We start from the raw sequence: 24,183 nt of genomic DNA on the forward strand, positions 1-24,183 counted from the left end.
GCCGCCCGAGGTCTTCTCCTCGGCTTCGATGCGGCGGACGACCACACGGTCGTGCAAGGGACGGAAATGCATGCATAACCTCCATGTTGCATAACGATATGATAAGCCGGCGCGCCTGTCCGGGACGCGCGGCGCCGATGAACTAGGAAGCGATTTTTTTCGCTTCAAGAGGTTCGGTGAAATTTTTTTCGCTTTCTCGCCAGCGCGAAACAAATGACGCTTATCAAGGGGCTAGCGCCTCTTGACTCGACTCGCTTCGCTTCCAAAATCTGTCTCTGCGGCACCCTGCCGCACGACGAGAAAGGAAAGGCTACAAGGAAGGAGGCACGATCATGTCCGAGCCGTTTTCCCGTTTTCTTCACCCCTTCGACGTGGCGCGTCACCCGAGCCTCGAGCCCGAGGTCAAGCGCGCGCTCCTTGCATCCTGGGCATCGGACCGCTCCGCGGTCCGCAACAAGCCCGCGCTCCGAAAACCGCCGGGCACGAAGCGCGCGGTTCCGGTCGACGACGTGCTCGCCGCGCTCCGGTCGTTGGACGGCGGCGAGGCGCGCGCGCCATGACCGACCGGGCGCTGATCGCGCAGCTGGACGGCTACGGGCTGACGACCGCCGAAATCCACTACTACCGGCCCGATCATCCCTCGCTGCTCCAGCTATATGTCTGGCAGGATTATGATCTTCCGCCGGACTTTCCGGTGCTGTTCGATTTTCTGGCGATGGGGCGGCGCCAGATCGAAGCCGCGCTTCATTCGGTACGGATCGCGCACGAGGCGCTGATCGGCCCGGCCGAGTGGAGCGCGGCCGATATTATCCGGTCGATTGACTGACGCTCGTTCTGGCGGTGGCGCCATCGCCGCTGGGGCGCCCCGAGGACCCTTTGAATTGCGGGGCCGCGCCGTTGGCAGCGGCCCCGCCGGATTTTACGCGTTTTCGAGGCTCTTCTCTTTGGACGCGCCGATCCGGCGCGGTTCGGCATCGCCGCTGCCGATCTCGATCTTGCGCGGTTTCATCGCCTCGGGAATGACCCGGTTGAGCTCGATCGCCAGCAGGCCGTCGGCGAAGCTCGCCGCGCCGACCTCGATATAGTCGGCGAGCTGGAAGTGCCGCTCGAACGCGCGGCGCGCGATGCCGCGATGAAGATAGCTGCGCTTTTCATCTTCTTCCGCCGGCTTGCCCGACACGCTGAGCTGGTTCTGCTGGGCGACGATCTCGATCTCGTCGGGCTTGAAGCCGGGGACCGCGAGCGTGATGCGGAAGCGGTCGTCGGCCTCGCGCACGATGTCGAAGGCGGGAAAGCCGTCCGACGTTTCGCTGCGCTGCCCTTTCTCGAGCAGGTCGAAGAGGTGATCGAAGCCCACCGTCGAGCGGCGGTAGGGGGTAAAGTCAAAGTCGGTTCTCATTTCCAAACCCTCCTGATTGAAGCAATTCGGGCATGAGATGCGCCGGTACACAGAGCCGGCGCTCTCCATGTCCTGCAGACCCGGTCAATCCGGCATCTGGAACGAAATTAGGAAGCGAATTTGCTGTTTCAAGACATGTCGCCGACGCCGGATTGCAGTTCATCGCAGAGGTGGAAGAGGGCCATCGCACCGTAAGGTGCGGAGCCGCAGTGTGCGGCTCCGCGGCTGGTCAGGCAACGCGGCTCCCACCGGTGTCGTAGCTCCAGGTGGCGATCTGGTCCTTGACCGCCAGCTTCAGCTTCTTGAGCCGCGCGATCAGGACCTCGTCGGGTCGGCGCTGCCGCGCTTCCCGATCGATTTCGGCGTCGAGGCGGGCATGCTCGCGCCGCAGATAATCGATATGTTTGCTGGACATCTTCTTCTCCATGCCAAGTTGAGGATGTTCCAGCCCGAGCGGCTGCGGCGTGGATGTAGGAAAGCTATGGTCAGGATTTCAAGGGGTTGAAGTGTCCGCCTGTGGGAGACTGTCGGAAGCTGTGAAGAGCATCGCGCGGCGCCCCGCAGGGAAGGCACGACAGCCGGCATTGGGAAGCAAAGATGTAGAGGCGGTCGGCGCGCTACAGCTAAATCGTCACAACATGGGTTAGTCGCTGCAACCCGGCCCGGCGACCATTGTTTCGGTAGCATGCCGACTCGCGAGGAACAGGTTTACCCGCTCTTCCGGCGCGTCGCCGACGCCATTTGCGCTGTCCGCCTTCCTGGCCGCGCCTGGGACTAGGCGCTGCGCCGGAGCCAACGGGCATATGCTTCAGAATGGGAGTGATGGATGTGACCATGAAAGCACAGAAGCTTGATACGATCAGGGTCGAGAAACCCTGGGGCGTCGATCGGCTTCCTCCGCCCTTCGATGCACGGACTGGTGGCCGCGTCGGCGAAATCTGGTTTCGTCCGCCCCAATCCAATCCGCTGCTCGTGAAATATATCTTCACGAGCGAGCGCTTGTCGATCCAGGTCCATCCCGACGACCGGCAGGCGCAGGCGCGCGGACTTCCCGCAGGCAAGGAGGAATGCTGGTACATTCTTGACGCTGAGCCGGACGCGGTGCTCGGCATTGGCACGCTTCGCGCGCTCGGCGAGCGCGAACTCGCCGATACCGCCCGCTCGGGTGCTATCGAGGCGCTCATGGAGTGGCATCCGGTGCGCGCGAACATGTTCTTTCATATTCCGCCCGGAACCGTCCATGCGATCGGCACCGGGGTCACACTCGTCGAAATTCAGCAGAATGTGGATGTTACCTATCGTCTCTACGATTACGGCCGCCCGCGCGAGCTGCACCTCGCCGATGGGACGGCGGTCGCGAAGGCCGCGCCGATGTCACGCGATCTCTGCCGCCAAGTCGATATCGCAGAGAGCGCGTTGTTGCTCGACAGCCGCCATCTCGTGGTCGCGCACCTGAACGCCAACGACCTTTCGCCGCTTGCCGATGCGAGGGATGGGGCGATGATCGTCCCACTCAGCGGCACGGTCGCGGCTGACGGCGTGACCGCGCAGGCGGGCGAGTGCCTGTGGGCCGAGGACGTCGCTACCATCGAGGCCGGAGCCGGCGCGCGTTTTCTGGCGGGTTGGCACAAGCCTTGACGCCCTGCGCGACCTTGGCGCGTCACCGATGGAGGGCGATCCGCCTGCGCCAGCTGGCCTGGCACCGTCCTGCCGCCCGAGACGCCTAGCGAGGCGCGTCGGCTGCCGCACATGTTACAGGGTTGATCGGCTATCCGCCCGAGGCTTTCTCTACGGCGCTTCCCATCTCCTCTCCGAGGCGCACCGGCCGTTCGGGAAACCAATCGGGGTTGAACGCGATCGCTTGCTTCTCGAACAGCATCACGATCGTGGAGCCGAGGAGAAAGCGACCCATCTCGTCGCCCTTGCGCAGCGAGACTTCATCGGGGGCGTAGGACCATGACGATATCTTGCCCGATCGCTTTGCATTCACCACGCCATGCCATGACGTTGCGATGCTGCCGACGATGGTCGCACCTACGAGTATCATCGCAAAATGGCCGTGAGTGGGGGACTCGAACAGGCATATGACCCGCTCGTTACGCGCGAAAAGGCCGGGCACCCCTCGCGCGGTCGTCGGGTTGACGGAAAAGAGCGAGCCCGGGACGTGGATCATGCGTCTGAGCTCCCCGTCGCACGGCATGTGCAGCCGGTGATAATCCTTGGGCGAAAGATAGAGGTTGGCGAAACTGCCGTCGCGAAACGTCGCGGCGAGGGCAGCGTCGCCGCCCAGTATCGCGGTGGTGGTGAAACGGTGGCCCTTGGCCTGGACGATGTGATGATCGTCGATGGCGCCGAGCTGGCTGATGGCACCGTCGACCGGACAGATGAAATCGGCCTCCGCCCGCGGGCGAGCGCCGGCTTTCAGCGGACGCGTGAAGAAGTCGTTGAAGTTTGCATAGCTGCGGATGTCGGGATTTTCCGCTTCGCTCATGTCGACGCCATATTTGGCGACGAACCATTGGATCAGTCGCGGGGTCAGCCGGCCCGACGATGCGGCAACACGGCCGGCGAATTCGGTCAGCCGCCGCTTCGGCATCGCATGCTGGGCAAGAATTGTCAGGCGCTCGAACATGATATCATCCGTTGGTCGATCCTTCGGAGGGAAAGCCGATCGCCTGGGGAGAGACGACGGCGCCCGCCTCTTCGTTCCGGCGGTGATGCTTTATCCCGATGTCGTGGGGCAAGGGAAGGCGCATGGCCGGGAGCGGAAAATAATCGGGTAGGGCGCGCGCTCAGTCTCGCCGGGCCTTTGGCGCCCCTCCCGCCGAACGGACGAAGCGGTAACTCTTCTGCTCATAGTTCCGCGCGCGCAGGAAGTTGTGGGCGTTGTTGATCATGATGTCGCTCATGATCTCGATCGTGCCGCATCCGCCCTTGGTGAGCGCCGTTTCGGCGGCGGTCAGGAGCGCCGTCCCGATGCCGCGGCGCCGATGGTCGCCGTCGACCAGCAGCAGGGTGACGCGGCCGACAAGGCCGTGCTGCAAGGTCGGAACGACGCCCCAGGCGCAGCATCCGATCAGCCCGTCGGCATCGGCGACGAGAAGCCCGGCCTTCGCTTTGCCGATCGCCTCAACGTTCGCATCGATCGATATGCGCTTGGGCGGCTCGGCAAGCTGGGCGAGCAGACGGGCGAGAGCTTTTCGGTCCTTGCCCGTCGCGGGCCGCAGGCTGAGCTCGGGTTCCGGCAGGACTTCGGGTTTGACGATCCTCAGCACCGGCTTGGCTTTCGGCGGCGGCGGCGGATCCTGCCGCCTTCTTGCAGGCTCGGGTGACGGTGGCGGACTCGTTTTTCCGCGTCGGCGGATAGGCGAATGCTCCTCGATGGGTTCGGCGGCTTTGGGTGCCTTCTTGGCAGGCTTCGCCGCGGGTTCGCGTTCGGCCGAGAGTTTCCAGCTGTCGGCCGCGCCGCCGCGAAGATAGTGCGCGATGTCGGCGGCGCTTGCCATGAGCCCTTGTTCGCCGATCCCGAGGAGCGGCTTGCCCGCCGCATCGGTGAGGCCGAACTTCCCATAGTCGCCGACGCCCGGCGTTCGCTTTCGCGACCGGACGAGTTTCATCCCGCGGTGTTCGGCGATTGCGCGAAGCTCGTCGGCTGTCGGCTCGGTTGTCATCGATCAGGGCCGGAGAGGAGAGGCGGGGCGGGTCTGCGGGGAGGGGGCGCTCGCTCGGACCGGCGGCGCGCGCTTGCCCGCGCCTTGGTGGGAACCTGTGCGGCTGCGACGCGCTCTGCCCATATGCGCGCGCGCCGCTTCACCCGCTCGACCATGATCGACCATGTCGCCTATGACGAGGCAGCGTCGGTGCTTTCCATCAGCTTCCGGGGCACCGGCAGATATCTTTATCATGGCGTCCCGCGCGCGATCTACGACAGGCTCTGCGCTGCGGAATCGCTCGGCGCCTATTTCAACGCGCATATCAAGGATCATTTCCGGTGCGAGCGCGACCCGGCGCGCCGGCGGTTCGGTCCCGGTGCCTGAGCGCCCGACTGCGAATGCGGGCATTGTGAAGGCGCGGCTCATGCGCGCTTGCGCGCGGCGGTCTTGGTCGGCGCCTTTTTCGTCGGCGTCTTTTTGGCCGGCGCCTTCCTGGCGCTGGCGGCCTTGGCCTTCCCGCCGCCGTCGCCGATCGATTTCTTGAGCGCCGCCATCAGGTCGACGACGTTCGATCCGCTCGGCGCCTTCTCGTCCTTCCCGTCGTCGAGATTGAGCGTCTTGCCCTTCTTCTTGCGCTCGATAAGCTCCTTCAGCGCCTCGACATAGCGATCGTGAAAGTCGCTCGCGTCGAACTTGCCCGTCTTCTTGTCGATCAGCGTCGTCGCGAGGTCGAGCAGGTCTTCGTCGGGATCGCTGTCGGCAATGTCGCGGAAATAGCTCGCCGCCTTGTTGACCTCGTCGGCATAGCGCAGCGTCTCCATGACGAGACCCCGGCCGCACGCCTTGATGCTGACGACATATTCACGGCCGCGCATCGCGAGCTGGCCGAGACCGACCTTGCCCGTGCGGCGCAGCGCCTCGCGCAGCACGATGAACGCTTCCTCGGCAAGGTCGTCGGCGGGGACGACATAATAGGGCTTCTCGAAATAGATCTCGTCGATATCCTCGGCCTCGACGAACTGGGTGAGCTCGAGCGTCTTCTTGCTTTCGAGCTTGACCCCTTCGATCTCCTCGTCGTCGAGCAGCACATATTGGTCCTTGGCATATTGGAATCCCTTGACGATCTCGTCGACGTCGACCGGGCCGACGCCGGGGACGACCTTTTCATATTTGATGCGCTTGCCGGTCGGCTCGTGGATCTGGTTGAACGCGATCGTCGCCCCGCTCTTCGTCGCCGAATAGATCTCGACCGGGATCGAAACGAGCGCCAGGCGGATCTGGCCTTTCCAATAAGGGCGCGCAGCCATCGTCACTCACTCCTTTGCCAATGCTCCTTCAATGCGCGCGGTCGCCGAGCGTTCCGCGCCGGCGATGGGAAGGGAAGCCCGATCGCCGCAACGGGATCGAAAGCAGGAGCTGCAAATGGCCGGACAGTCGCGAACGCGCGCGCCTGCCGTTTTCGCGGCCCGCGACTTGCCGATCCGAGCTTCTCAGACGGTCCAGCGCGCGGGCGCGAGCGCGATGGCGATCGGAGGATGCACCCGCTGCCATTTCGTTGCGGCGAGCACGTCGTTGCTCTCCTTCGCCTCGCGGCCCGGCCCAAGCGACCAGGTGATATGATAATGGCTACCGTCGCCGCGATCGGTGGTGCCGCCGATGCGCACGACGAGCGCCTGGACGCCCGCGCCGTCGTCGACTTCGCCGACGATCTCGCCCGCGTGCGCGGCGGGTAGGGGCGTGTCCTCGGCGGTCCCGAAACGGAGCGTCACATGATCGGCAACCAGATCCGGATAGCGCGGTTCGAACCGTTCGAGCAGCTGGTCGCGCTCGGCTGGTGGCAGCTTCCAGCCGGCGATGGTGCGCGTCATGACGCCTTGCGCTTTCGCTTTGTGGAGCCCGCGCCAAGTTCGATCCAGGCGGGCGCATGGTCGCTCGTCTTGTCGAGCGCCCGCGGGCGGGTGTCGACGCCGGCTGCCTCGAGCCGCTTCGCCGCGGGCTTGTTCAGCAGCAGATGGTCGATGCGGATGCCGGCATTGCGTTCGAACGAGCGCCGCCAATAAGCCCAGAAGCTGTAGATGCGCTCCCCGGGATGCAGGTGACGGATCGCATCGGTCCAGCCCTGGTCGAGGATGCGCCGGTAGGCGGCTTTGGCTTCGGGCGCGAAGAGCGCGTCCTTCATCCAGTTCTCGGGCTTGTACACATCGAGGTCGGTGGGAATGACGTTGAAGTCGCCGCAGATGACGACGGGCGCATCGAGGTCGAAGAGCGTTGTCAGATGCGCGTCGAGCCGCGCCATCCACTGCATCTTGTAATCGAACTTCGGACCGGGCCAGGGGTTGCCGTTGGGAAGATAGAGGCCGGCGACGAGGATGCCGCCCACCGCGGCCTCGATATAGCGGCTCTGCTCGTCGCCGGGATCGCCGGGGAGCCCGCGGCGCGTTTCGTGGATTTCGCCGACGCGGCTCAGCATCGCGACGCCGTTCCAGCGGCTCTGGCCGTGCCAGATCACGTCATAGCCCGCGTCGCGGATCGCCTTCTCGGGGAATTTCTCCTGAGGGGCTTTCAATTCCTGCAGGCAAACGATGTCGGGCTCGGCCTGCGCGAGCCAGCCGAGCAGAATGTCGAGGCGGCCGCCGATGCCGTTCACATTATAGGTCGCGATCTTCACAGGTCGGGCAGCGTCTGGTCGGCGCGGCCCCAGCCTTGCAGCGCCTTGAGGCCGGCGCGCTTCAGAAGCTCCTTCGCGTCGGTGATGCGGAAATGCGAAGGCTTGTCGATCGTCTCCATTTCCTTCCAGCTGATGGGCGCGGCGACCGGCGCGCCTTCGCGGGCCCGCGCCGAATAGGGCATCACCGCAGTCGCGCCGCGCTGGTTGCGGAGATAATCGACGAAGATCCGGCCCTTGCGCTGCGCCTTGGGGAGGGCGGCGGTGAAGCGGTCGGAATCCATCTGGGCGACGGCGCGGGCGAGCCGGTGCGCGAAGTCCTTGACCTCGGGCCATTCGGCGCGCGGCACGAGCGGGGCGATCACATGGACGCCTTTGCCGCCGGTGAGCATCGGGAAGGTCTCGAGGCCCATCTGCTTCAGGATGTCGCGGAACTGGAAGGCGGCGCTGCGGACCGCCTCGAAATCGAGACCGACGTCGGGATCGAGATCGAAGACGAGCCGATCGGCCTTCTCGACATCCTCGATGCGCGCGCCCCAGCCATGGAATTCGATCGTGCCCATCTGGACGCAGGTCATCAGGCCCTCGGGCGTGTCCATATAGAGATAGGGCTGGTTGTCGCCATCCTTCTCCTCGATCGCGACCTGTTTCACCGCATCGCCGAGGCTTCCGGCATCATGTTTCTGGAAGAAGCATTTCTTGGCGCGGCCCTGCGGACAGCGCACGAGGCTGATCGGGCGCGAACCCGCCCACGGCAGCATGATCGGCGCGACCACGGCATAATATTCTGCAAGCTCGCCCTTGGTGAGCCCCGCCTCGGGAAAGATGACGCGGTCGGGGTTGCTGATCGGTACTGGCGAGGCGTGCGCCACCTCGGCGACCGCCGCTTCGCTTTCGATCACGACCGCTTCGGGCTTCTTGTCCTCACGAAGGCCGAGATAGCTCGGGTGGCGGAGCGTGCCATCGTTCGTCATCTCGGTGAAGGCGATCTCGGCGACGAGCTTCGGCTCGATCCAGTGCGCGCCGCGCGTCTCGGTGCGGGGCACCTTCACCGTCGGCTCCTTTCGTTCGAGCGGCTTCATCATCGCTTGGAGGCGGAAGAGCTCCTCGGTATCGAAACCGGTCCCGACCTTGCCCGCGTAGCGCAGCGCGCCCTTCTCATGGACGCCAAGCATCAGCGAGCGGAACGCGCGCGACGTGTCCGAGGGCGTCCAGCCGACGATGACGAACTCCTGCCGCTTGATGCACTTCGTCTTGAGCCAGCTTCCCGCGCGCGCGCCGACATAGCGCGCATCGCCCTTTTTCGAGATGACCCCTTCGAGACCCGCAGCGCAGAAACTCTCGAGCAATGCCTCGCCGCTGCCCGCGATATGATCCGAGTAGCGGATATGCCTGGAGGCCTTGGGAAGAATTTTGGCAAGATGCGCCTTGCGGTCGAGGAGGGGGAGGGCGGTCAGATCCTCGCCGTCCAGCGCGAGCAGATCGAAGGCGAAATAGTCGATGCTATCGGGCGCGGACTTCAGGGCATTTTGCAGTGACTGGAAGCTTGAGCGGCCTTCAGCATCGAGCACGACCGCTTCACCGTCGATCAGCGCGCTGTCTACCTTCAGCTTTGCGGCCTCGGCGAGGAGCGGCGCGAAGCGCTCCGACCAGTCGAGACCGGAGCGCGTATAGGCGCGGGCCTCGTCGCCGCCGACCGCGATCAGCAGGCGGTAGCCGTCATATTTCATCTCGTGAACCCAGCCCCTGCCAGCGGGAACGCTGTCGACGAGCGTCGCCAGCTGGACCGGACGAAAGGGCGGGGGAGCCGCAGCCTTTCGTTCGCCGCGCTTCGAAGAGGGGGCGCGGTCTGCAGGGCTCGGTGCGGCGGTCTTTCTGGCCATGGACTCAAGACCATTTGGCGCCGCGATCGTTCCCGGTGGCGGGGCAACTTGCCCGCCCCGCCATGCGTTCCCATTTTCGTCCCCGAAACATGGAGCTTCAACATGGCGAATGGCTGGGCGCGCGACGGCGCCGTTCAGGAGCAGATCGACGACACGGTGAGCGATGCCGTCAAGGAGGCGCGCCTGCGGCTGCTGTCCGGCAAGGGCGCGGACTATTGCGACGATTGCGGCGAGCGGATTGCGGAGGCGCGGCGAAAGGCCTTGCCTGCGAGCCGTACCTGCATCGGGTGCCAGACGCTTCGCGACGCCGAAGGCCGTCCGGCCGGTTTCAACCGCCGGGGAAGCAAGGACAGTCAGCTGCGCTGACCCCTTGGGAAAGCGAGCCGCGGCATGGACTTCAGGCGCGCGCCTTGGCTGCGGCGCGGACCTCCTGCGATCGGTTGAGCGCGATAACGAGGATATCGTCGCCGTCGACGATGACGCCGACATTGTCCATGCCGACGAGCGACACGCGTTTTCCGGGCGCGCGGACGAGGCAATTGTGGCTGTCGTGTGCGAAAAGATCGTCGCTGCAAGCATTACCGGAAGCGTCGGCACCTGCGAGCGCGTGCACCGCCTGCCAGCTGCCTAGGTCCGACCAGCCCATCGACACGGGGACGACCGCAACGCGGGCGTCTTTCTCCATCACGGCATAGTCGATCGAATCAGAGGGCGCCTGTTCGAACGGCGCGCTTGCCGCGTGCAGGGCATCGCCATCGTGCAGCGCATTGGCGACCGCGGCTTCCGCCGCGCGATATATGGCCGGGCAATGCGTGAGCATCGCTTCGCGCATGCGACCGGCCCGGAAGAGGAAGATGCCGGCGTTCCAGCTGTAGCCACCCTCGCGAAGCATCGCTTCGGCATCGGCGAGGGGCGGCTTCTCGACGAAGCGGGCGACGGCAAATCCCGCGCCGCCGAGCGGCGCGCCGCTGGCGATGTAGCCGAAGCCCGTGTCGGGCCGATCGGGGGCGATGCCGAATGTGACCAGCCAGTCGTCGCGCGCCAGATCGGCGGCTTTGGCGATGGCGCCCCGGAATGCGGCTACATCGGCGATGACATGATCGCTCGGCATGACGAGCAGCAGAACGTCATCGGCCGACGAAGCGACCGCGAGCGCGATGGCGGCAGCGGTGTTGCGCGCCGCGGGCTCGACGATCAGCCGAAGGTCGCGACCCTGGGATTGCTCGCGCACCATCGCGACATGCTCGGCGCCGCACACGATGAGCGGCGCCGAAAAGCCGGCTCCGGTTGCCCGATCGAGCGTGCGGGCGAACAGGCTCTCCTTTCCGATGATGTCGAGAAACTGTTTGGCACGCGCGCCGCGGGAAGCAGGCCAGAGGCGCGTACCCGCGCCGCCGCAAAGAATGACGGGCTGGATCGTCGCAGACATAGGATCAACCTTCCAGGGTCGGGGCGGAGGCGCGCGAGCTCGACCCGATCGACTTTCCGCCGTTTTCGAAATGAGCGACCGGCTGGACCATGTCCGAATGAACGCCGCGCAAGCGAGCGAGTTGCCCCTGTTTCTGCGCAAAGGCCCGAAATTCGGGGCGGATTAACGCAGGTTATACCGAATTCTCGCATGCGTGATCCGGATTGAGCGCGGTCAGCGTGTCCTGTTGCGCCAGAAAATTGCGAAGTCGGCGATAAGAATGCTTCAACGACGAAGATTGTGGACGCTTGCCGGTCGGACTTCACTTCCGCCGCATGCAGCCCGCCGGGGCACCGGGGCGTTGAACAGGCATGAACCAGAGCGACACCTTTCTGATGCTGGCCGGGCAAGAATTGAAATTCCTCTCCGACCTCATCGCGCGGATCGATCAAGGACGTCTTGATCCTGTCGGCCTCGACCGGGAGGCCGCGATCCTCCTCCTGCGCGAGGTAGCGGCGGAGCGCCGAAGCCTAGTCGATCGCCTGAAATCTTATGAGGGTGAGGGCGGCGCTGCCTGGACCGGAGCGCCCGTATAGGGGCTCTTTGTCGGTCCTTGCTAATCTCGTCCGCCGCTATCCCTTGGCATTTCGGCGGCGCGTTTCCCAACCCTTTTTCGCGGCCGCCGATCGCTTTTCGCTGCTCTTGCCCGTACCGCTTTTGCGGCCACCTTTTCTCGAGGCTTCATGGGTATCGGGCTGGCCACGGCCGGAACCCGACTTGTTGCCGCCGCCCGACTCCTTGTTCACCGTTGCCCATGCGCGGCTCTCCGCTTCCTTCTTGCCGACGCCGCGCTTCTCATAACTTTCTTCGATATGCTCGGCCTTGCGCTTTTGCTTGTCGGTGTAGCTTGATTTGTCCCCACGGGGCATGACAATTCTCCCTATCCGGCCCCCTTTGGTCAACCAACGGAACATCTTGGGGTTCCGCTAACGACGCTAATCGGTGGCATGCAAGACCTCGCTTCCGGAGACGGACACGAGCGCGCTGGCCGTGTCGGCACCGCGTGACAATCGTTGCGAGCGGCGGCGGCGCCCAGATATGATTGCCGCTCGGCGCGGTCTATCCGTTGACGACCGTTCCGCCGTTCGGGTGGAGCACCTGGCCCGATATGTAGCTGCTGTCGTCGCACGCAAGAAAGAGGAAGCTCGGCGCGACCTCGTTGGGCTCTCCCGGTCGCTTCATCGGCGTCGTCTCGCCAAAACTTTCGACTTTTTCGGCGGGCGCTCCGCCGCGTGGATTGAGCGGGGTCCAGATCGGGCCGGGCGCGACCGCATTCACCCTGATCCCCTTCTCGATCAGATTCTCGCTGAGCGAGCGCGTGAAGGCGGTAATGGCGCCCTTGGTCGCACTATAGTCGAGCAGACCACCGCTCCCCTGATACATGGTCACGCTCGTGCAATTGATGATCGCCGCGCCTTTCTTGAGATGCGGCAGCGCAGCCTGCACAAGATAGAACATGCCGAAGATATTGGTGGCGAAGGTGCGCTGCAGCTGCTCCGGGCTGATGTCGCGAATATCGTCCGCCGGATGCTGTTCGCCCGCATTGTTGACGAGAACATCGATGCGCTTCAGCTTGCTCACGACCTTGTCGACGATAGTCCTTCCGGCGCTGGTTTTGCCCACGTCGGCCCTGACGAGGATCGCGGTGCGCCCTTCGGCGCCTACGAGCGAAGCCGTTTCCTCGGCATCGGCCTTGTTGCTCTTGTAAACGATTGCGATGTCCGCACCTTCGCGGGCGAACAATACGGCTACCGCGCGCCCGATCCCGCTGTCGCCGCCGGTCACGATCGCGACCTTGTCCTTGAGCCGGTCGGAACCGGCATAGCGCGGCTCCCATTTCGGCGCGCGGTCGAGATCGGATTCCCGGTCTTTCGGCGGCGTGCGGATCGTCTTCGTCTCGCCGACCTCCTTCCGCAGTTTCCTTGCCGCCGTCTGTTTTCCGCGCTTCTCGGACGCGGTTTCTCCGACCTTTCCGGCCTCTGATTTGCGTGCCATTGCCGACTCCTCCTGTTCTGCCTGTCATCGACAAACCGGCGGGTCCTACACTTGGTTGCGGAGCACTTGGCTCATGCCGAGCTGCGCTGCGGCCGAGCTGTCCGGTATATTCCATGGGCTGGAAATGCGCGGCCGACTTTCTACCTATGCAGCGTTGCAATCCTTACCGCCCCGGGGGCGCGCCCTGCGCTGCCGAAGCTGAGAGAAGAAGTTTGTCGAAGATCGTGAACGGTGCCAGCCTGCAACCTCGCTCCGGAGACGCCCCCAAAAACATCGTGCTGCTGCTCCACGGCTTCGGGTCGAGCGGCTCCGACATGATTTCGCTGGCGCCGCAGTGGCAGGAGGCCTTGCCAGACACGCTGTTTCTTGCGCCGCATGCACCGCAGCGATGCTCGATAATGGGCGGGGGCTACCAATGGTGGGGGCTGTCGGGTTTCGCCCCGGCGGCGTTGGCTGCAGGCGCTGCGTCGGCAGCGCCGGCGATCGACGCGTTCATCGATCGCAAGCTCGCGCAATATGACCTCAGCGAGGCCGATCTCGCCCTTGTGGGTTTCAGCCAGGGCACGATGATGGCGCTTCAGGTCGGCCTTCGCCGCCCCCGCGCCGTTGCCGCTATCGTCGGCTATTCGGGCATGCTCGCGGGCGCGGCCGATCTTGCGCATCATGTTCCGTCGAAACCGCCAGTCCTGCTGGTGCACGGCACGGCCGACCCCGTCGTGCCGATCGCGGCGCTGCACATGTCCGAGAGCCAGTTGAAGCGGCTCGGCGTCGAGGTCGAGACGCATATCTCCTACGGCGTCGCGCACAGCGTCGACCCGGTCGGACTGCGGACCGGCCGCGACTTCGTGACCGGCGCCTTTGTAAAAAGCTGCGGCTGAACCGCGCAGCTTCGTCACGGCGGCATCGGGCGCACGGGTGTCGGCGAGCGACGCGGGGTGGCCGGGAAGGGAGAGGGGGGCACCCGCGGTGGGGTGGGAGCCGCGCGGAACTGCCGGGTGCAGCGGGCGTTGGCCTGATGGGTCAACATTCGGGGACAGGCATTATGAACAAGCTGCGGCGGCTCGAGACATTTGCGCGGACGGGGTGGTTCGCGCGCGGCGTCGTCTATTGCCTGCTGGCATGGATAGCGCTCACCGGTTCGTCGGCCGACGACGCCAGTCCGCAAGCCGTGTTCCGCTCGGTCCGCGATATGCCCGCTGGCTCGATCCTTCTTGCTCTTCTCGCGATGGGTCTGGCGCTTTACGGCGCCTATCGCCTGTACGGGGCGGCGCTCGATAGCGAAAACAAGGGAGGCGGTGCGAAGGGCGTCGCTGTGCGGATAGGCTATGCCGCGAGCGGCATCGCCCATTTCATTCTCGCCTGGGCGGCGCTTCGCCTTGCCTCCGGCGGCGGCGCCGAAGACGGCCGCGAGAAAGAGGCGGCGGGAATGCTGCTCGAACTGCCGCTTGGCGGCCTGCTCCTCGGGCTCGTCGGCGCCGCCTTCCTCGCGGCGGCCGTGCAGCAGGCGGTCAAGGCCTGGACCACCGAATTTACAAAGGATCTCGATGCGGCAGCACCTGCATGGGCCGTGCCCGTCGGGCGGGCGGGTCTTGCGGCGCGCGCGGTCGTGTTCGCCGTCATCGGCGCCTCGCTCGTGCGCGGCGGCTGGTTCGGCGCTGCCCGCGAGGTCAAGGGCCTCGGCGACGCGCTCTCGGCGCTCACCGACAATCCGCCGCTCTATCTGCTCGTTGCCGCCGGGCTGTTCCTGTTCGGCGTACACAGCTTCGTCGAGGCCCGCTGGCGGCGGCTTCGCGATGAAGACACGATCGCGCGGATCATGGCAGCGCGACGCTGACGATTCCCATTGCGCGGGCCCGCGGAACCCTGTGGGCTTCGCCGCGTTAGCAGGGCAGTCATCAACAGGGAGAATCTCGATGAAAAAGCTGTTTGTAACCCTCGCCGCAACCTCGGCCCTCGCGCTCGGCGCCTGCCAAAGCCCCGCCGCCGACAAGGTCGAGGATCAGGCCGAAGCGAAGGCCGAGGCGATCGACGATCAGGCCGACGCGATGCCCGAAGGTCCCGCCAAAGAGGCAATGGAGCAGAAGGCCGATGTCGTCGAAGAGCAGGGCGAAGAAAAGGCCAACGCGATGGACGACAATGGCGAGATCGCTCCGTCCGAAACCGGCGTCGGCGACACCCAGAAGAAATAAGACTGCCTTCCCTAAGGGCAGGGTGAAGGGCGCCGGTTCCGGCGCCCTTTATCGTTGCGGTGGCCCGGCTCAGGCTGCTGGCAGTTGGCGCCGCTGGGATACCGCAAGGGAACGCGGTTCGGCGTCGCTTCTCAGCACAGCGTCCGATCGAGAAAGTCCCTGATCAGCGGGACAACCTCGTCGAGGTTGGTTTCGAGAAGCCAATGGCCGCCGTCTAGCATGTGCAGCTCGGCCGCGGGGAGATCGCGCAAATAGGCGCGCGCAGACTTCTCGGGCATATAGAAATCCTGCGGACCCCAGACGATGAGCGTCGGCGGGTGGTGCTCGCGCAGATAGCGTCGATGCGCGCCGAACCAGGAGCGATTGGCCTTGAGGCCCCCGATAAGGTCGATCGCGATTTCGCGGCGCCGCGGGTTGATCAGTGACCAGTGCAGTTTCCAGAGGTCCGGCGGAATGCGCGGCACGAGATCGGGCCGCACGTCGTTCAGAAACTCCTCCCGAAAAACATCCTCGCTGATTGCCTTGCCGATCTCGGCGCGCATCTCGGGTTCGGGAAGCGACCAGCTCTTCTCTATCTCGGCATATTTGTCGCCCAGCGCATCCTCATAGGGAATGTCCCCATTCTGGATGATCTGCGCGAGGATGCGTTCAGGCCGCATGATCGCGAGACGTGCGCCGATCGGCGAGCCGAAATCGTGAAGATAGAGCACAAAGCGCTCGACGCCGAGCGCACGCACGAACCCGTCGAGAAGCTGCGCATAGCCGTCGAAGCTATAGTCGAAATGCTCGGGCGTATCGCTGTAGCCCATGCCCGGATAATCGGGTGCGAGCAGCCGCCACCGATCGCCAAGCCGCGGCATGAGATTGCGAAACTCGAACGACGAACAGGGATAGCCATGTGGCAGCAGCAGCACCGGAACGTCGGGCGGTCCTGCCTCCCTGTAAAAGATATCGACTCCGCCGACATCGATCCGCCGATGAAGAGTTTCTCCGTTCACAGTCGATGCTCCTCGCGCGTCAAGATATCAAGGGGCTGGCAGTTTCACGTCGGGCAGCGCATCGAGGTCGGCCTTGGTCATGCGCGTCTGAAGATTGGTGTCGTCGCCGCGTACAATAGGTTTGAGGCCCTGCACCGGTACATGAACATAGCGGTCGGGACCGACGCCATCGAGCTCGACGAGGAGACGGTCCACCTTGTCGTCGGCGCCGCGCAACACCTGCGATACGTCTCCAAGATCCTTCCCGTCCGCGCCGACGATATCGGCGTCGAGCAGTTGTGCCTCGCTGAGCCCGAGCGCCGCAGGGAGGGGGCCGGCGACCGTGGCGCTGGTCTCGGCCGCACGTTCCATCCTGTCCTCGGCAGCTTCCTGCTTGCTGTCGCAAGCGGCGAGAAAAAGTGCGGCGCCGGCACCGAAGATGAGGATGCGCATGTCTTGTCCTTTCAGTAGCGGATCGAGCTTCGGTTCGACGCGGCGGAACTCGAAATCGTCATGATCTGACCAGGAAACGCCCCGCTGCAAAAGCGGTTGCGATTTTGCCACGTGCGGCTCTTTGGGCGCGGTCTTCATCTACGCCTCAGCCCGCCTCCGTGACACCCTCGTCGAGCCCGCGCGTCTTCGGTCGCAGCGCCTTGTAGCGCGGAAGGAACGCCATCATCGGCATCCAGCTCGGCGCCTCGGCGGTGTAAAGGTGGAAAGCTGGCGCAATCTCTTCCGGATCGTCCAGCGTCCCCGCTGCAATATCGATCTCATCGGCCTGGTGGCGCACATGGATCGTTAGCGGCGAGCCGCACGTCCGGCAGAAGCTGCGCGTGCCGAAGCTGGTCGATGCGAAGCGTCCGATATGCTCTTCGCCCGCAAGGATGCGGTACCGATCGAGATGGACCGTCGTAAAGACCATGCCGCCCGACCCCGAGACATGCTGGCAGACCCGGCAGTGACACCAGCCGCTATCATATGGCTTTTCTTCGAGGCGGTACCGAACCGCGCCGCAAGCGCAGCCCCCTTCGAGCGCAACCTCTTCGGCGCTTGCATTGTCGCTATCGGAAGCGTTCGGCATGGAGCTCGCCTTTCTCGCGGCGCGGGTATCGGAGAGGGTAATGGCAGACCGATGGGGTGGTGGCTTCTCTTTGTCCTTCACCGACCGGGAACCGTCGCGGGATGTCTTTCCTTGTCAGAGCTGAACTTCGCCCTCATCCTCCCCGTCCCAATAATGCGCGCGGGTGCCCGAAACCTTGATGAGGACGATCCCCGGCGTCTCGATGCCGTCCGGCCACCAGCGTTCGAGGCCCTTTGTCCAATGTTCGGCGAACGCGGCCTTGTCGCGGATCAGGGCCGCGTGACCCTCGACGGCGAGGAAGAAGGGCCGCATGCCGAGCAGGCCCGATTTGCCCTGATAGCTCAGATTGACGTTCGGGTTGGCCGCGATATCGGCGACCATGAGGGACGACTCGTCGGTGAAGAACCAGGCGTCGCCGTCATAATCGACTTCGCGATTGTTACTCATTGGCCGCGACCCGATGGCGCCGCCCGCGGTGTGCGTGGCGAGCATCGCGAAGTCGATATCCTTCATCTTCTCGGAAAGCTGTTCGATCGTCATGGTCATGGGTGGAGCCTTTTGTCTGGAGCGTCTGTATCTGCATCAATGCGCCGCGAAGGCGGGAGTTGCGGAGGGGGGCTGCGCCTCGCGGCTTGGGTCAGGGACTGATCGCGGCGGTCCGGCTTTGCCGGCGCGGCGCGCGGATCGGGCGATATTCGCAGGTGATCGCGAGCTCGCGCCGTGGGGCGGGCACGAGATGGATGTGGAGCCGGGCTTCGGCGGCGACCGCGTCGAGCGCAAAGGCCTGCTCGGCCTCGTACATCTCGTCGCGGTGCGGCTGCACCCACTGCCGCACCGATGCGAGCGCGCGCGACTTCGCGCGCGCGAGCGTGTCAGCCACAATGAAAAGATTGCGGTGGCGCTCGAGAAATTCGCCCCGGACATAGCCGCCTAGATTGACATAATAGAGCCGTTCGGGACCCTCGAAGGGCGCGGTCTTCAAAACGATGTCATAGCCATCGGCGTGATCGATCTCGGCCCAGCAGTCGATATGGAGGCTGCCCGGCGTGCCCCACCATTGGCGGCGGAGCGCATCATAAGTGTCGGTGATCGTGGGCGCGGCGACGAAGCGCATGTCGTGCAGCTCGATATTGGCGCCGGCCATCTCGCCGCCGACATAAATGGCGAAGAGCTTCACGCAGCCTTCTCCTCGGCATTCGCCTGGCCGATCGCGGCTGCAAGCTGTTCTCCGACCACCATGCCCATTTCGTGCGAACTCGTTATCCCCTGGATGAAAGGGTGGCGGCCGAGCAGGAAGGGCAGGCTGAGGCAGTAGAGGCGCGATTCCGGGATATCGTCTGCAATCGGGTGGAAGGCATCGTCGATCGCGATGCCCCGCGCCTCCGACTTGCCGGCACCAGGCGCTGCATCGCGCACGATGCCCTGTTGCCGCAGCGAGGAGAATGGAAAGGCTGCGGCGCCGAGTGGGCGCTGGCCCATCGCCTCGATAAACACCTCAAAATGCCGCTGCTCGCCGCCCAGGATCAGGGACGCGCCTGCCTCTTCGCCGCTCGTGTCGATGCGGTAATCGTCGCCGATCGCCATGACATCGAGCTTCCCGGCGCGATGGAGCGCGATCAGCCGCCGGATCGATTTGTGGGGAACGGTGGCATAATCGTCGACGAACACCGGCTTGAAGTGGCGCACGAAGCGGCGGTAGTCCGTACCCTCCAGATATGGCACGAGTAGCGCGAGCACTTCGTGCATGCGCAGGATCGCGTAGCGCCAGGCGACGGTGTGCCTTGCGGCATAGTCGTGCTGCGCTTCGGCGAGATTCGCCTCGGCCCACACAAAGGGATCGCTCGCTGCGCGCCGCGCAAAATAGGCCTCGCAGAAGCCCTCGAGGTCGAGGTCCTCCAGGCCGATGTCCGCTGCGTAAGGGGGATCGGCAGCGGCAAGCTCCGCCTTGAACAGTGCGAAGGCGGCATCGAGCAGCTGGTTTTCTTCGCTCGCGACGAGACGCGTAATCGCTTCCTCGGTGCAGATGGCGAGCGGCTCATAGGGAAGCGGCGCATAGAAATCGGCTTCGGGGAGCAGACCCTTCCTCGACATCATCGTCATGTGGAATGCATCAGTGGCGGATGCCGGACGATAATGCGTCTCGCCGTCCCGGGTTTCGTTAAACGAGCCATGGATGTTGGCGAGCGCGATACAGGCGTCGATGGCCGTGAGCGAGCTACCCCGAATGCCGATATCGCAGGGCGGTACCGTGGCCAGAGCCGAGGCAGGCCAGGGGCTGAGGAAATAGCCCGGCCGAACCTCGGGCTCGGAGGGCCATTGGTGGCCCGTCGCGAGGACGACATGATCGAAAGCCTCGTCGGCGAGTTCGCCCGACCTCATGCGAACCTTGAGTATCATCGCGCCGGACGTGCTGACGACGTCCTCGACGCGGCACCGCGTGCGCAGCTCGAGCTCGATACCGCGCGCCCGCGCCATGTCGATAACGGCGTCGAACTGGTCGCGGAAATATTCGCCGAGCGCGACGCGCGGATAGAAGGTCCGTTCGCCGATCGCATCGGGATCGATGCCGAGATCGGCGAGGCGCTCCGGCGGCTGACGTATCAGCCAGTCGCACAGCGTCTCGGCAAGCGGCGGGATTTCGATGCTGGCGATATTCGCCAGCATGGCGGGGTCGTTCCAGCCGGGCCGATAGGGCGTTCCGCGCCCCGCGCACGCCTGCGCTTCATACACGGCAAGACGGAAGGGCGAGGGGTTGTGGGAGAGAAGCGCATGCAGCGTGTAGAGCGTGGTCGGGCCGGCTCCGACAAAGGCTATGCGGGGTGTCATGTTGCGACAATGCTCCGGGCGCGCAGAAGTTCGGCCGACTTGCTCTGGGTCAATGCGAATTCTCCTCAGCTGCTCCGGGGCGCCCAGCCAAAAAAAGGGTCCGCATGCGCGGACCCGAAGGGGGCCATCAACTTGGCGGGAGGATTAGTTTTCGGTGCCGGGAGTACCCGTCTTCGGCGGCTTGCCGTCTTCGATGCGGCCTTCGTTGCGAAGGTCGCGGCCTTCCTGCGCCTTGCGCTTGGCCTCGGGGCTGTCGCCGTTTTCGAAGGCTTCTTCCTTCACATAGCCGGCAGCTTCCTTGATCTGTCCCTTGACGCTCATGATACTCTCCATTGGCTGTGGGTTCTGGTCCGAGAAACCCTTGGACGCGGGCGAAAGTTGCCTGCGATCGCCCAGATTTATCTTCGCCGCCGTGCGCAACTTTGGCCGCATCGCGGCGTTTCGCGGCGCGCATGAAAGAGTGACGACGGCGAGGCTTGGCCATTGCCCTGACGCAGGCGAACGCCCTTCGGCGATCGTCGCCGAACCGCAACTTTTGTACCCTGCACGCGTTCGCTCGTCATCATCAACGGGAAACGGGCGTGATCCACCAACAGTTCGAACTTGACCGCATCGATCGAAGCGCGCCTGACGCGATGCTCGCCTGGGCGCGTATATTGGGCGTCAGCCCGTCCGAGATATTGATCGCGGTCGCGGCAGTCGGCGATCGCGCCGATGCGGTTCGTACCTATCTCGCGCGGCCGTGGCCGGAGCCCCTCGCTTGACGGCGGGCCCCGAGGGGACGGGCGGCGACGCGGCTGCAGCGAACAGCCGTCGCCCGGACGGAATCAGCGAAAAGATGATCTCCGGGCAGCGCTGGCACCGCCACGCGAGCCCCGTTTCCTTCGTCCTGCTCGCTGCCATCGTCGCCGTCGCGCTATCGGGCCTCGTCGGTGGCCAGCCGAGTCCGCTGCGCGTCGAGGATTTTGGAGCAGCGCGGCTCGAGGTGAAGACGCCCTCGGTCATTCGCAACGGCGAGTTTTTCGAAACCCGCATTCGTGTCGAGGCGATCCGCGATGTTTCCGATGCGGTGCTTGCGGTCTCCCCGTCGCTCTGGACCGACATGACGATCAACACGATGCTCCCCGCCGCCGCCGAGGAAAGCTACAAGGACGGCGCCTATCGTTTCTCCTATGGGGAGCTTCGCGCGGGCGAGACGCTGGTCGTCAAGATCGATGGCCAGATCAACCCGCCGCTCTTCGCAGGAACCAAGGGCGAGATTGCGCTGTTCGACGGCGAGCAGCGGCTCGGCAGCATGCCGCTAGAGGTCAAGGTCCTGCCCTGATGGATATCGTCCTTCGCGCGAGTGCGATGTTTTTCCTGCTCTATGCGCTCCTCCGTCTCATGGGAAAACGCGAACTGGGGCAGATGACGCCTTTCGAGCTGGTTCTGCTCGTGGTGATGGGCGACCTCATCCAGCAGGGCGTCACCCATAATGATTTCAGCCTGACCGGCGCGTTGCTCGCGATCGTGACGTTCGCCTTCTGGGCGCTCACCCTGAGCTGGGCGACCTATCTCTTTCCGCGGCTCAAGAATCTGCTCGAAGGCCATCCGCGCGTCGTGGTGAAGCAGGGCGAGATCATCCGCGACAATCTTCACCGCGACCGGCTTACCGCCGACGAGATCGAGTCCGAGATGCGGCTCGCGGGCATTGCCCACATTTCCGACGTGGAATGGGCGATCCTCGAGCCGCAGGGCAAGATCAGCTTCATCAAGCGGTCCGAAGGCGCGTCGCGCCAGCGCGATGCCGACGACGGCGCGGTGTGAGCGGATCGAGCGCAACTTTCGGGCTCGCCGCGCGCTGAACAGGCGCGGGGCATGACGATGGAGACTGCCATGAAACCGACCGAAGTCGACACCGACGCCACCCATATCCTCGCGGCCGATCACCGTGCCGTCGAAGCCCTGTTCGAGGAATTCGAGAAGGCGAGCGGCACCGACCGCAAGGCGAAGATCGCAGACCGGATCTGCACCGAGCTCAAAATCCATGCGCAGATCGAGGAGGAGGTCTTCTATCCGGCGCTCAAGGGAAAGATCGACGACGATCTCCTCAAGGAAGCCTATGTCGAGCATGATGGCGCCAAGATCCTGATCAACGATATCGTCGCCTCGGGACCCGACGACGAATTTTTCGAGGCGAAGGTCACGGTGCTGTCGGAAGAGATCAAGCATCATGTAAAGGAAGAGGAAAAGCAGCACGACAATATGTTCCAGCAGGCGCGTGCCGCCGACGTCGACCTCGACGCACTCGGCGAAAGGATGCTTGCCCGGAAAGAGGAGCTGAAGCGTCAGGCCGAGACCGCGGGCCTTCCCCCCGCCGAACTCGCCACGATGTAGGGTGAGCGCTGCAACGCTGATCGAACGGCGGACGCGTAAGCTGGCCCGGCATCTGGCCGGAAAGACGCTGCGTTTCGTGACAGCCGAAAGCTGCACCGGCGGTCAGCTCTCAGCGGTTCTCGCAGCCGATGCCGCGCTCGGAGTTCATCTCGAGCGCGGCTTCATCGTCTATTCGGTCGACGCCAAATGCGAGATGCTCGGCGTCGCCCGAGAAGACGCCGAGCGAGATGGAGCGGTGAATCCCGAGGTCGCCGCCGCGATGGCGACTGGCGCTCTTCGGACAAGCCATGCCGACATTGCAATTGCGATCACGGGGTTCTGCGGCCCTCGCGAAGGCCGCGAAGAGGTAGGCCTTGTCTACATTGGCGCCGCCGACGCCGACGCCGTGCGGGTCATGGATTTTCATTTCGGCGATATCGGGCGCCGCAATGTGCTCGATCAGGCCGTGGCCGCAGCGCTACAGATCATGATCGATGCGGCATCGTGAACGAGGATCGCGGGCGCTCCGGCGGGCGGGATCGGAGGCGGGAGCAGAGCCGAGTTTGGCAGCCGTCCTTAGCGCGGCGCTTTCCGCTTCAAGGCGCCGGCCTTGTGGGCCGCCCGCTTGCCTTCGGCCGTTTCGACCAGATATTCGGGGTTCGCCGGCGATGCCGCGACATGATGGCTCTTGATGTCCATTGCTTTCGTCACTTTTCGCAGGACCTTGCCCTCGGCGCGTCCGCCGTGGCTTTTCCACGTCACCTCGTCGCCCTTCTTGGGTTCGTCTTTCATGGTCGCTCTCCTTTCCGTAAAACAGTCCGCCTGCGCGGCAAAGGTTCCTCTCTTGGAGCGGCGAGCAGCAAGTCATCTGGCGCAGGCCCGCTCGTTGCAGTTGCTGGTTAAGGTGGGGAGGCTGCGATGAATGACGATCATGCCCGCGGACAACGCGACGGTCTGCGGCTTGCCCTCGCCGTCCTTGCCGCTGAAGAGGCGAAATGGGCCGCCCTTTTGGGCGAGAGCCGATCCTGGCGGACGAACCGCGAACGCGAGGTGCGCCACAAGGCCCTGCAGGTCGCGCAAAGGCGGATACAGACATTGCTGAACCGCGCGACGCCGAAGGGATCGAATGCACTGGACCGCGAGGTCGCGGCCGCTCTCGAGAAAGCCGGGCTCTGACCGCCGGTGCGCGCTCGCCTACGTTTGCGCGAGGCCGGATAGCGCGGCTTCGAGGCTGTCGAGGGTGAAGGGTTTCGCGAGGATCGGCCGGTCGTTCCAGCACGGTCCGGGCTGACCGACGAAACCGCCGGTCGCAACGAGAAAAGGGATCGATCGCGCCGCAAGAGCCTCTGCGACCGCATCGCACGGCAAGCCCGTTTCAAGATACACATCAACGATCGCTGCATCGAACCCGCCTGCCGCGATATGCCCGAGCGCCGTGGCGATATCGCCAGCGTCCCCGACGATGTCGTGCCCCAGCGCGCCCAGCGCATCCTCCAGCATCATGGCGACAAGCGGATCGTCTTCGACGATCAATATCCTCCTGGACATCTCTTCCCCGTTATAATCTGCGAGCCACTTATACCGCGATCATGACCGTTCGACATCCCGCTTCATCCTGGTGACCTCAATCGCCCAGCCGCCCCCCTACGCCAGCGCTTCGGCGACACTCATCCGAAATCCTATTGATCCAGG

35 protein-coding genes and 1 pseudogene are annotated in these 24,183 nt (G+C 64.5%); 15 read left to right on the top strand and 21 right to left on the bottom strand.

From position 1 onward, the window contains the following. Window positions 1-72: pseudogene (locus VN047_RS14040) on the bottom strand (co-chaperone GroES); the annotation flags it as partial. A 260-nt stretch (window positions 73-332) separates the two neighbouring features. Here VN047_RS14040 and VN047_RS14045 point away from each other — a divergent pair. Beyond that, entirely contained in the window at window positions 333-560 is a 228-nt protein-coding gene (locus VN047_RS14045; RefSeq protein WP_325543696.1) for a hypothetical protein, read from the top strand. Beyond that, window positions 557-826, top strand: a complete 270-nt coding sequence (locus VN047_RS14050; RefSeq protein WP_325543698.1) for a protein usg — start codon at window positions 557-559, stop codon at window positions 824-826. Before VN047_RS14045 ends, VN047_RS14050 begins: the two co-directional genes overlap by 4 nt. A gap of 93 nt (window positions 827-919) precedes the next feature. Here the strand turns inward: VN047_RS14050 and VN047_RS14055 are convergent, their stop codons facing one another. Together VN047_RS14055 and VN047_RS14060 are read right to left on the bottom strand one after the other, a co-directional pair. Next, the gene (locus VN047_RS14055; protein WP_077029143.1) at window positions 920-1,399 is read right to left on the bottom strand and encodes an Hsp20 family protein; all 480 of its coding nucleotides are present in this window, start codon (window positions 1,397-1,399) and stop codon (window positions 920-922) included. 229 nt (window positions 1,400-1,628) lie between these two features. After that, entirely contained in the window at window positions 1,629-1,814 is a 186-nt protein-coding gene (locus VN047_RS14060; RefSeq protein ID WP_325543701.1) for a YdcH family protein, read from the bottom strand. Between the two features lie 419 nt (window positions 1,815-2,233). On the opposite strand from VN047_RS14060, the gene VN047_RS14065 reads away from it, so the two are divergent. Next, a complete protein-coding gene (locus VN047_RS14065; RefSeq protein WP_252170989.1) occupies window positions 2,234-3,037 on the top strand; it encodes a class I mannose-6-phosphate isomerase in 804 nt (267 codons plus the stop codon). A gap of 130 nt (window positions 3,038-3,167) precedes the next feature. Here the strand turns inward: VN047_RS14065 and asd are convergent, their stop codons facing one another. Together asd and VN047_RS14075 are read right to left on the bottom strand one after the other, a co-directional pair. Continuing rightward, window positions 3,168-4,031, bottom strand: a complete 864-nt coding sequence (asd, locus tag VN047_RS14070; protein WP_325543704.1) for an archaetidylserine decarboxylase — start codon at window positions 4,029-4,031, stop codon at window positions 3,168-3,170. A gap of 160 nt (window positions 4,032-4,191) precedes the next feature. Beyond that, the gene (locus VN047_RS14075) at window positions 4,192-5,070 is read right to left on the bottom strand and encodes a GNAT family N-acetyltransferase (RefSeq protein WP_054727946.1); all 879 of its coding nucleotides are present in this window, start codon (window positions 5,068-5,070) and stop codon (window positions 4,192-4,194) included. Between the two features lie 123 nt (window positions 5,071-5,193). Here VN047_RS14075 and VN047_RS14080 point away from each other — a divergent pair, with 123 nt between their 5' ends. Then, on the top strand, window positions 5,194-5,436 hold the full coding sequence (locus VN047_RS14080) for a KTSC domain-containing protein (protein ID WP_325543707.1): 243 nt from the start codon (window positions 5,194-5,196) through the stop codon (window positions 5,434-5,436). Between the two features lie 38 nt (window positions 5,437-5,474). On the opposite strand, the gene VN047_RS14085 is transcribed toward VN047_RS14080, so the two are convergent. From VN047_RS14085 to ligD, 4 genes are all read right to left on the bottom strand, one after another. Further along, a complete protein-coding gene (locus tag VN047_RS14085; protein WP_252170985.1) occupies window positions 5,475-6,359 on the bottom strand; it encodes a Ku protein in 885 nt (294 codons plus the stop codon). Between the two features lie 183 nt (window positions 6,360-6,542). After that, window positions 6,543-6,920 carry a hypothetical protein gene (locus VN047_RS14090; RefSeq protein WP_054727939.1) on the bottom strand — a complete coding sequence of 126 codons (378 nt, stop codon included), beginning with the start codon at window positions 6,918-6,920 and terminating at the stop codon, window positions 6,543-6,545. Further along, window positions 6,917-7,720: an exodeoxyribonuclease III gene (xth, locus tag VN047_RS14095; protein WP_137893838.1), complete on the bottom strand. Its 804-nt coding sequence runs from the start codon at window positions 7,718-7,720 to the stop codon at window positions 6,917-6,919. Before xth ends, VN047_RS14090 begins: the two co-directional genes overlap by 4 nt. Continuing rightward, window positions 7,717-9,600, bottom strand: a complete 1,884-nt coding sequence (ligD, locus tag VN047_RS14100; RefSeq protein WP_325543711.1) for a DNA ligase D — start codon at window positions 9,598-9,600, stop codon at window positions 7,717-7,719. Before ligD ends, xth begins: the two co-directional genes overlap by 4 nt. Window positions 9,601-9,702: 102 nt before the next feature. Between ligD and VN047_RS14105 the strand changes: the two genes are divergently transcribed. Beyond that, window positions 9,703-9,966, top strand: coding sequence for a DksA/TraR family C4-type zinc finger protein (locus VN047_RS14105; RefSeq protein WP_325543713.1), 264 nt, complete (start codon window positions 9,703-9,705; stop codon window positions 9,964-9,966). A gap of 31 nt (window positions 9,967-9,997) precedes the next feature. Here the strand turns inward: VN047_RS14105 and VN047_RS14110 are convergent, their stop codons facing one another. Next, window positions 9,998-11,029 carry a mannose-1-phosphate guanylyltransferase gene (locus VN047_RS14110; protein ID WP_137893832.1) on the bottom strand — a complete coding sequence of 344 codons (1,032 nt, stop codon included), beginning with the start codon at window positions 11,027-11,029 and terminating at the stop codon, window positions 9,998-10,000. Between the two features lie 350 nt (window positions 11,030-11,379). On the opposite strand from VN047_RS14110, the gene VN047_RS14115 reads away from it, so the two are divergent. Continuing rightward, a complete protein-coding gene (locus VN047_RS14115) occupies window positions 11,380-11,604 on the top strand; it encodes a hypothetical protein (protein WP_054727930.1) in 225 nt (74 codons plus the stop codon). 36 nt (window positions 11,605-11,640) lie between these two features. Here VN047_RS14115 and VN047_RS14120 read toward each other — a convergent pair whose 3' ends face one another. Both VN047_RS14120 and VN047_RS14125 read right to left on the bottom strand, forming a co-directional pair. After that, window positions 11,641-11,937 carry a hypothetical protein gene (locus tag VN047_RS14120; RefSeq protein WP_054727928.1) on the bottom strand — a complete coding sequence of 99 codons (297 nt, stop codon included), beginning with the start codon at window positions 11,935-11,937 and terminating at the stop codon, window positions 11,641-11,643. 190 nt (window positions 11,938-12,127) lie between these two features. Beyond that, window positions 12,128-13,063 (bottom strand): SDR family oxidoreductase, encoded by a 936-nt coding sequence (locus VN047_RS14125; RefSeq protein ID WP_082395587.1) that lies wholly within the window; start codon window positions 13,061-13,063, stop codon window positions 12,128-12,130. A gap of 212 nt (window positions 13,064-13,275) precedes the next feature. Here VN047_RS14125 and VN047_RS14130 point away from each other — a divergent pair, with 212 nt between their 5' ends. The 3 genes from VN047_RS14130 to VN047_RS14140 all read left to right on the top strand — a co-directional run bounded on the left by VN047_RS14130 (window position 13,276) and on the right by VN047_RS14140 (window position 15,252). Continuing rightward, window positions 13,276-13,941: an alpha/beta hydrolase gene (locus VN047_RS14130; RefSeq protein ID WP_325543716.1), complete on the top strand. Its 666-nt coding sequence runs from the start codon at window positions 13,276-13,278 to the stop codon at window positions 13,939-13,941. Between the two features lie 164 nt (window positions 13,942-14,105). Continuing rightward, a complete protein-coding gene (locus VN047_RS14135) occupies window positions 14,106-14,897 on the top strand; it encodes a DUF1206 domain-containing protein (RefSeq protein ID WP_325543718.1) in 792 nt (263 codons plus the stop codon). Window positions 14,898-14,976: 79 nt separating this feature from the next. Then, on the top strand, window positions 14,977-15,252 hold the full coding sequence (locus VN047_RS14140) for a hypothetical protein (protein ID WP_054727924.1): 276 nt from the start codon (window positions 14,977-14,979) through the stop codon (window positions 15,250-15,252). Between the two features lie 131 nt (window positions 15,253-15,383). On the opposite strand, the gene VN047_RS14145 is transcribed toward VN047_RS14140, so the two are convergent. From VN047_RS14145 to VN047_RS14175, 7 genes are all read right to left on the bottom strand, one after another. Continuing rightward, on the bottom strand, window positions 15,384-16,250 hold the full coding sequence (locus VN047_RS14145) for an alpha/beta fold hydrolase (RefSeq protein WP_137893826.1): 867 nt from the start codon (window positions 16,248-16,250) through the stop codon (window positions 15,384-15,386). Window positions 16,251-16,277: 27 nt separating this feature from the next. Beyond that, complete coding sequence (locus tag VN047_RS14150) at window positions 16,278-16,820, bottom strand: hypothetical protein (RefSeq protein WP_325543722.1); 543 nt, start codon at window positions 16,818-16,820, stop codon at window positions 16,278-16,280. A gap of 7 nt (window positions 16,821-16,827) precedes the next feature. Beyond that, a complete protein-coding gene (locus VN047_RS14155; RefSeq protein ID WP_137893824.1) occupies window positions 16,828-17,310 on the bottom strand; it encodes a GFA family protein in 483 nt (160 codons plus the stop codon). A 114-nt stretch (window positions 17,311-17,424) separates the two neighbouring features. Further along, window positions 17,425-17,856 carry a pyridoxamine 5'-phosphate oxidase family protein gene (locus tag VN047_RS14160; RefSeq protein ID WP_137893822.1) on the bottom strand — a complete coding sequence of 144 codons (432 nt, stop codon included), beginning with the start codon at window positions 17,854-17,856 and terminating at the stop codon, window positions 17,425-17,427. Between the two features lie 91 nt (window positions 17,857-17,947). Continuing rightward, on the bottom strand, window positions 17,948-18,487 hold the full coding sequence (locus tag VN047_RS14165; RefSeq protein ID WP_137893820.1) for a DUF1543 domain-containing protein: 540 nt from the start codon (window positions 18,485-18,487) through the stop codon (window positions 17,948-17,950). Continuing rightward, a complete protein-coding gene (locus tag VN047_RS14170) occupies window positions 18,484-20,136 on the bottom strand; it encodes an FAD/NAD(P)-binding protein (protein ID WP_325543728.1) in 1,653 nt (550 codons plus the stop codon). Before VN047_RS14170 ends, VN047_RS14165 begins: the two co-directional genes overlap by 4 nt. Window positions 20,137-20,280: 144 nt before the next feature. Continuing rightward, window positions 20,281-20,457, bottom strand: coding sequence for a hypothetical protein (locus tag VN047_RS14175; protein ID WP_167346272.1), 177 nt, complete (start codon window positions 20,455-20,457; stop codon window positions 20,281-20,283). A 260-nt stretch (window positions 20,458-20,717) separates the two neighbouring features. Here VN047_RS14175 and VN047_RS14180 point away from each other — a divergent pair, with 260 nt between their 5' ends. The 5 genes from VN047_RS14180 (at window position 20,718) to VN047_RS14200 (ending at window position 22,999) form a co-directional block, all read left to right on the top strand. Then, entirely contained in the window at window positions 20,718-20,900 is a 183-nt protein-coding gene (locus VN047_RS14180; RefSeq protein ID WP_325543730.1) for a DUF3606 domain-containing protein, read from the top strand. Then, complete coding sequence (locus VN047_RS14185) at window positions 20,897-21,460, top strand: hypothetical protein (RefSeq protein ID WP_137893816.1); 564 nt, start codon at window positions 20,897-20,899, stop codon at window positions 21,458-21,460. Before VN047_RS14180 ends, VN047_RS14185 begins: the two co-directional genes overlap by 4 nt. Next, window positions 21,460-21,942, top strand: a complete 483-nt coding sequence (locus tag VN047_RS14190; protein ID WP_056350254.1) for a DUF421 domain-containing protein — start codon at window positions 21,460-21,462, stop codon at window positions 21,940-21,942. The genes VN047_RS14185 and VN047_RS14190 overlap by 1 nt, the downstream gene beginning before the upstream one ends. Before the next feature lie 69 nt (window positions 21,943-22,011). Beyond that, window positions 22,012-22,512, top strand: a complete 501-nt coding sequence (locus tag VN047_RS14195) for a hemerythrin domain-containing protein (protein ID WP_062179512.1) — start codon at window positions 22,012-22,014, stop codon at window positions 22,510-22,512. A gap of 1 nt (window position 22,513) precedes the next feature. Then, window positions 22,514-22,999, top strand: coding sequence for a CinA family protein (locus tag VN047_RS14200; RefSeq protein WP_137893814.1), 486 nt, complete (start codon window positions 22,514-22,516; stop codon window positions 22,997-22,999). A gap of 68 nt (window positions 23,000-23,067) precedes the next feature. On the opposite strand, the gene VN047_RS14205 is transcribed toward VN047_RS14200, so the two are convergent. Continuing rightward, on the bottom strand, window positions 23,068-23,283 hold the full coding sequence (locus VN047_RS14205) for a DUF2945 domain-containing protein (protein ID WP_137893812.1): 216 nt from the start codon (window positions 23,281-23,283) through the stop codon (window positions 23,068-23,070). A gap of 126 nt (window positions 23,284-23,409) precedes the next feature. On the opposite strand from VN047_RS14205, the gene VN047_RS14210 reads away from it, so the two are divergent. Beyond that, window positions 23,410-23,667, top strand: coding sequence for a hypothetical protein (locus VN047_RS14210; protein WP_137893810.1), 258 nt, complete (start codon window positions 23,410-23,412; stop codon window positions 23,665-23,667). A gap of 18 nt (window positions 23,668-23,685) precedes the next feature. Here VN047_RS14210 and VN047_RS14215 read toward each other — a convergent pair whose 3' ends face one another. Next, a complete protein-coding gene (locus tag VN047_RS14215; RefSeq protein WP_054727899.1) occupies window positions 23,686-24,039 on the bottom strand; it encodes a response regulator in 354 nt (117 codons plus the stop codon). Window positions 24,040-24,183: the final 144 nt, after the last annotated feature.

Source organism: Sphingopyxis sp., from assembly GCF_035565275.1.
Classification (GTDB): Bacteria; Pseudomonadota; Alphaproteobacteria; order Sphingomonadales; family Sphingomonadaceae; genus Sphingopyxis.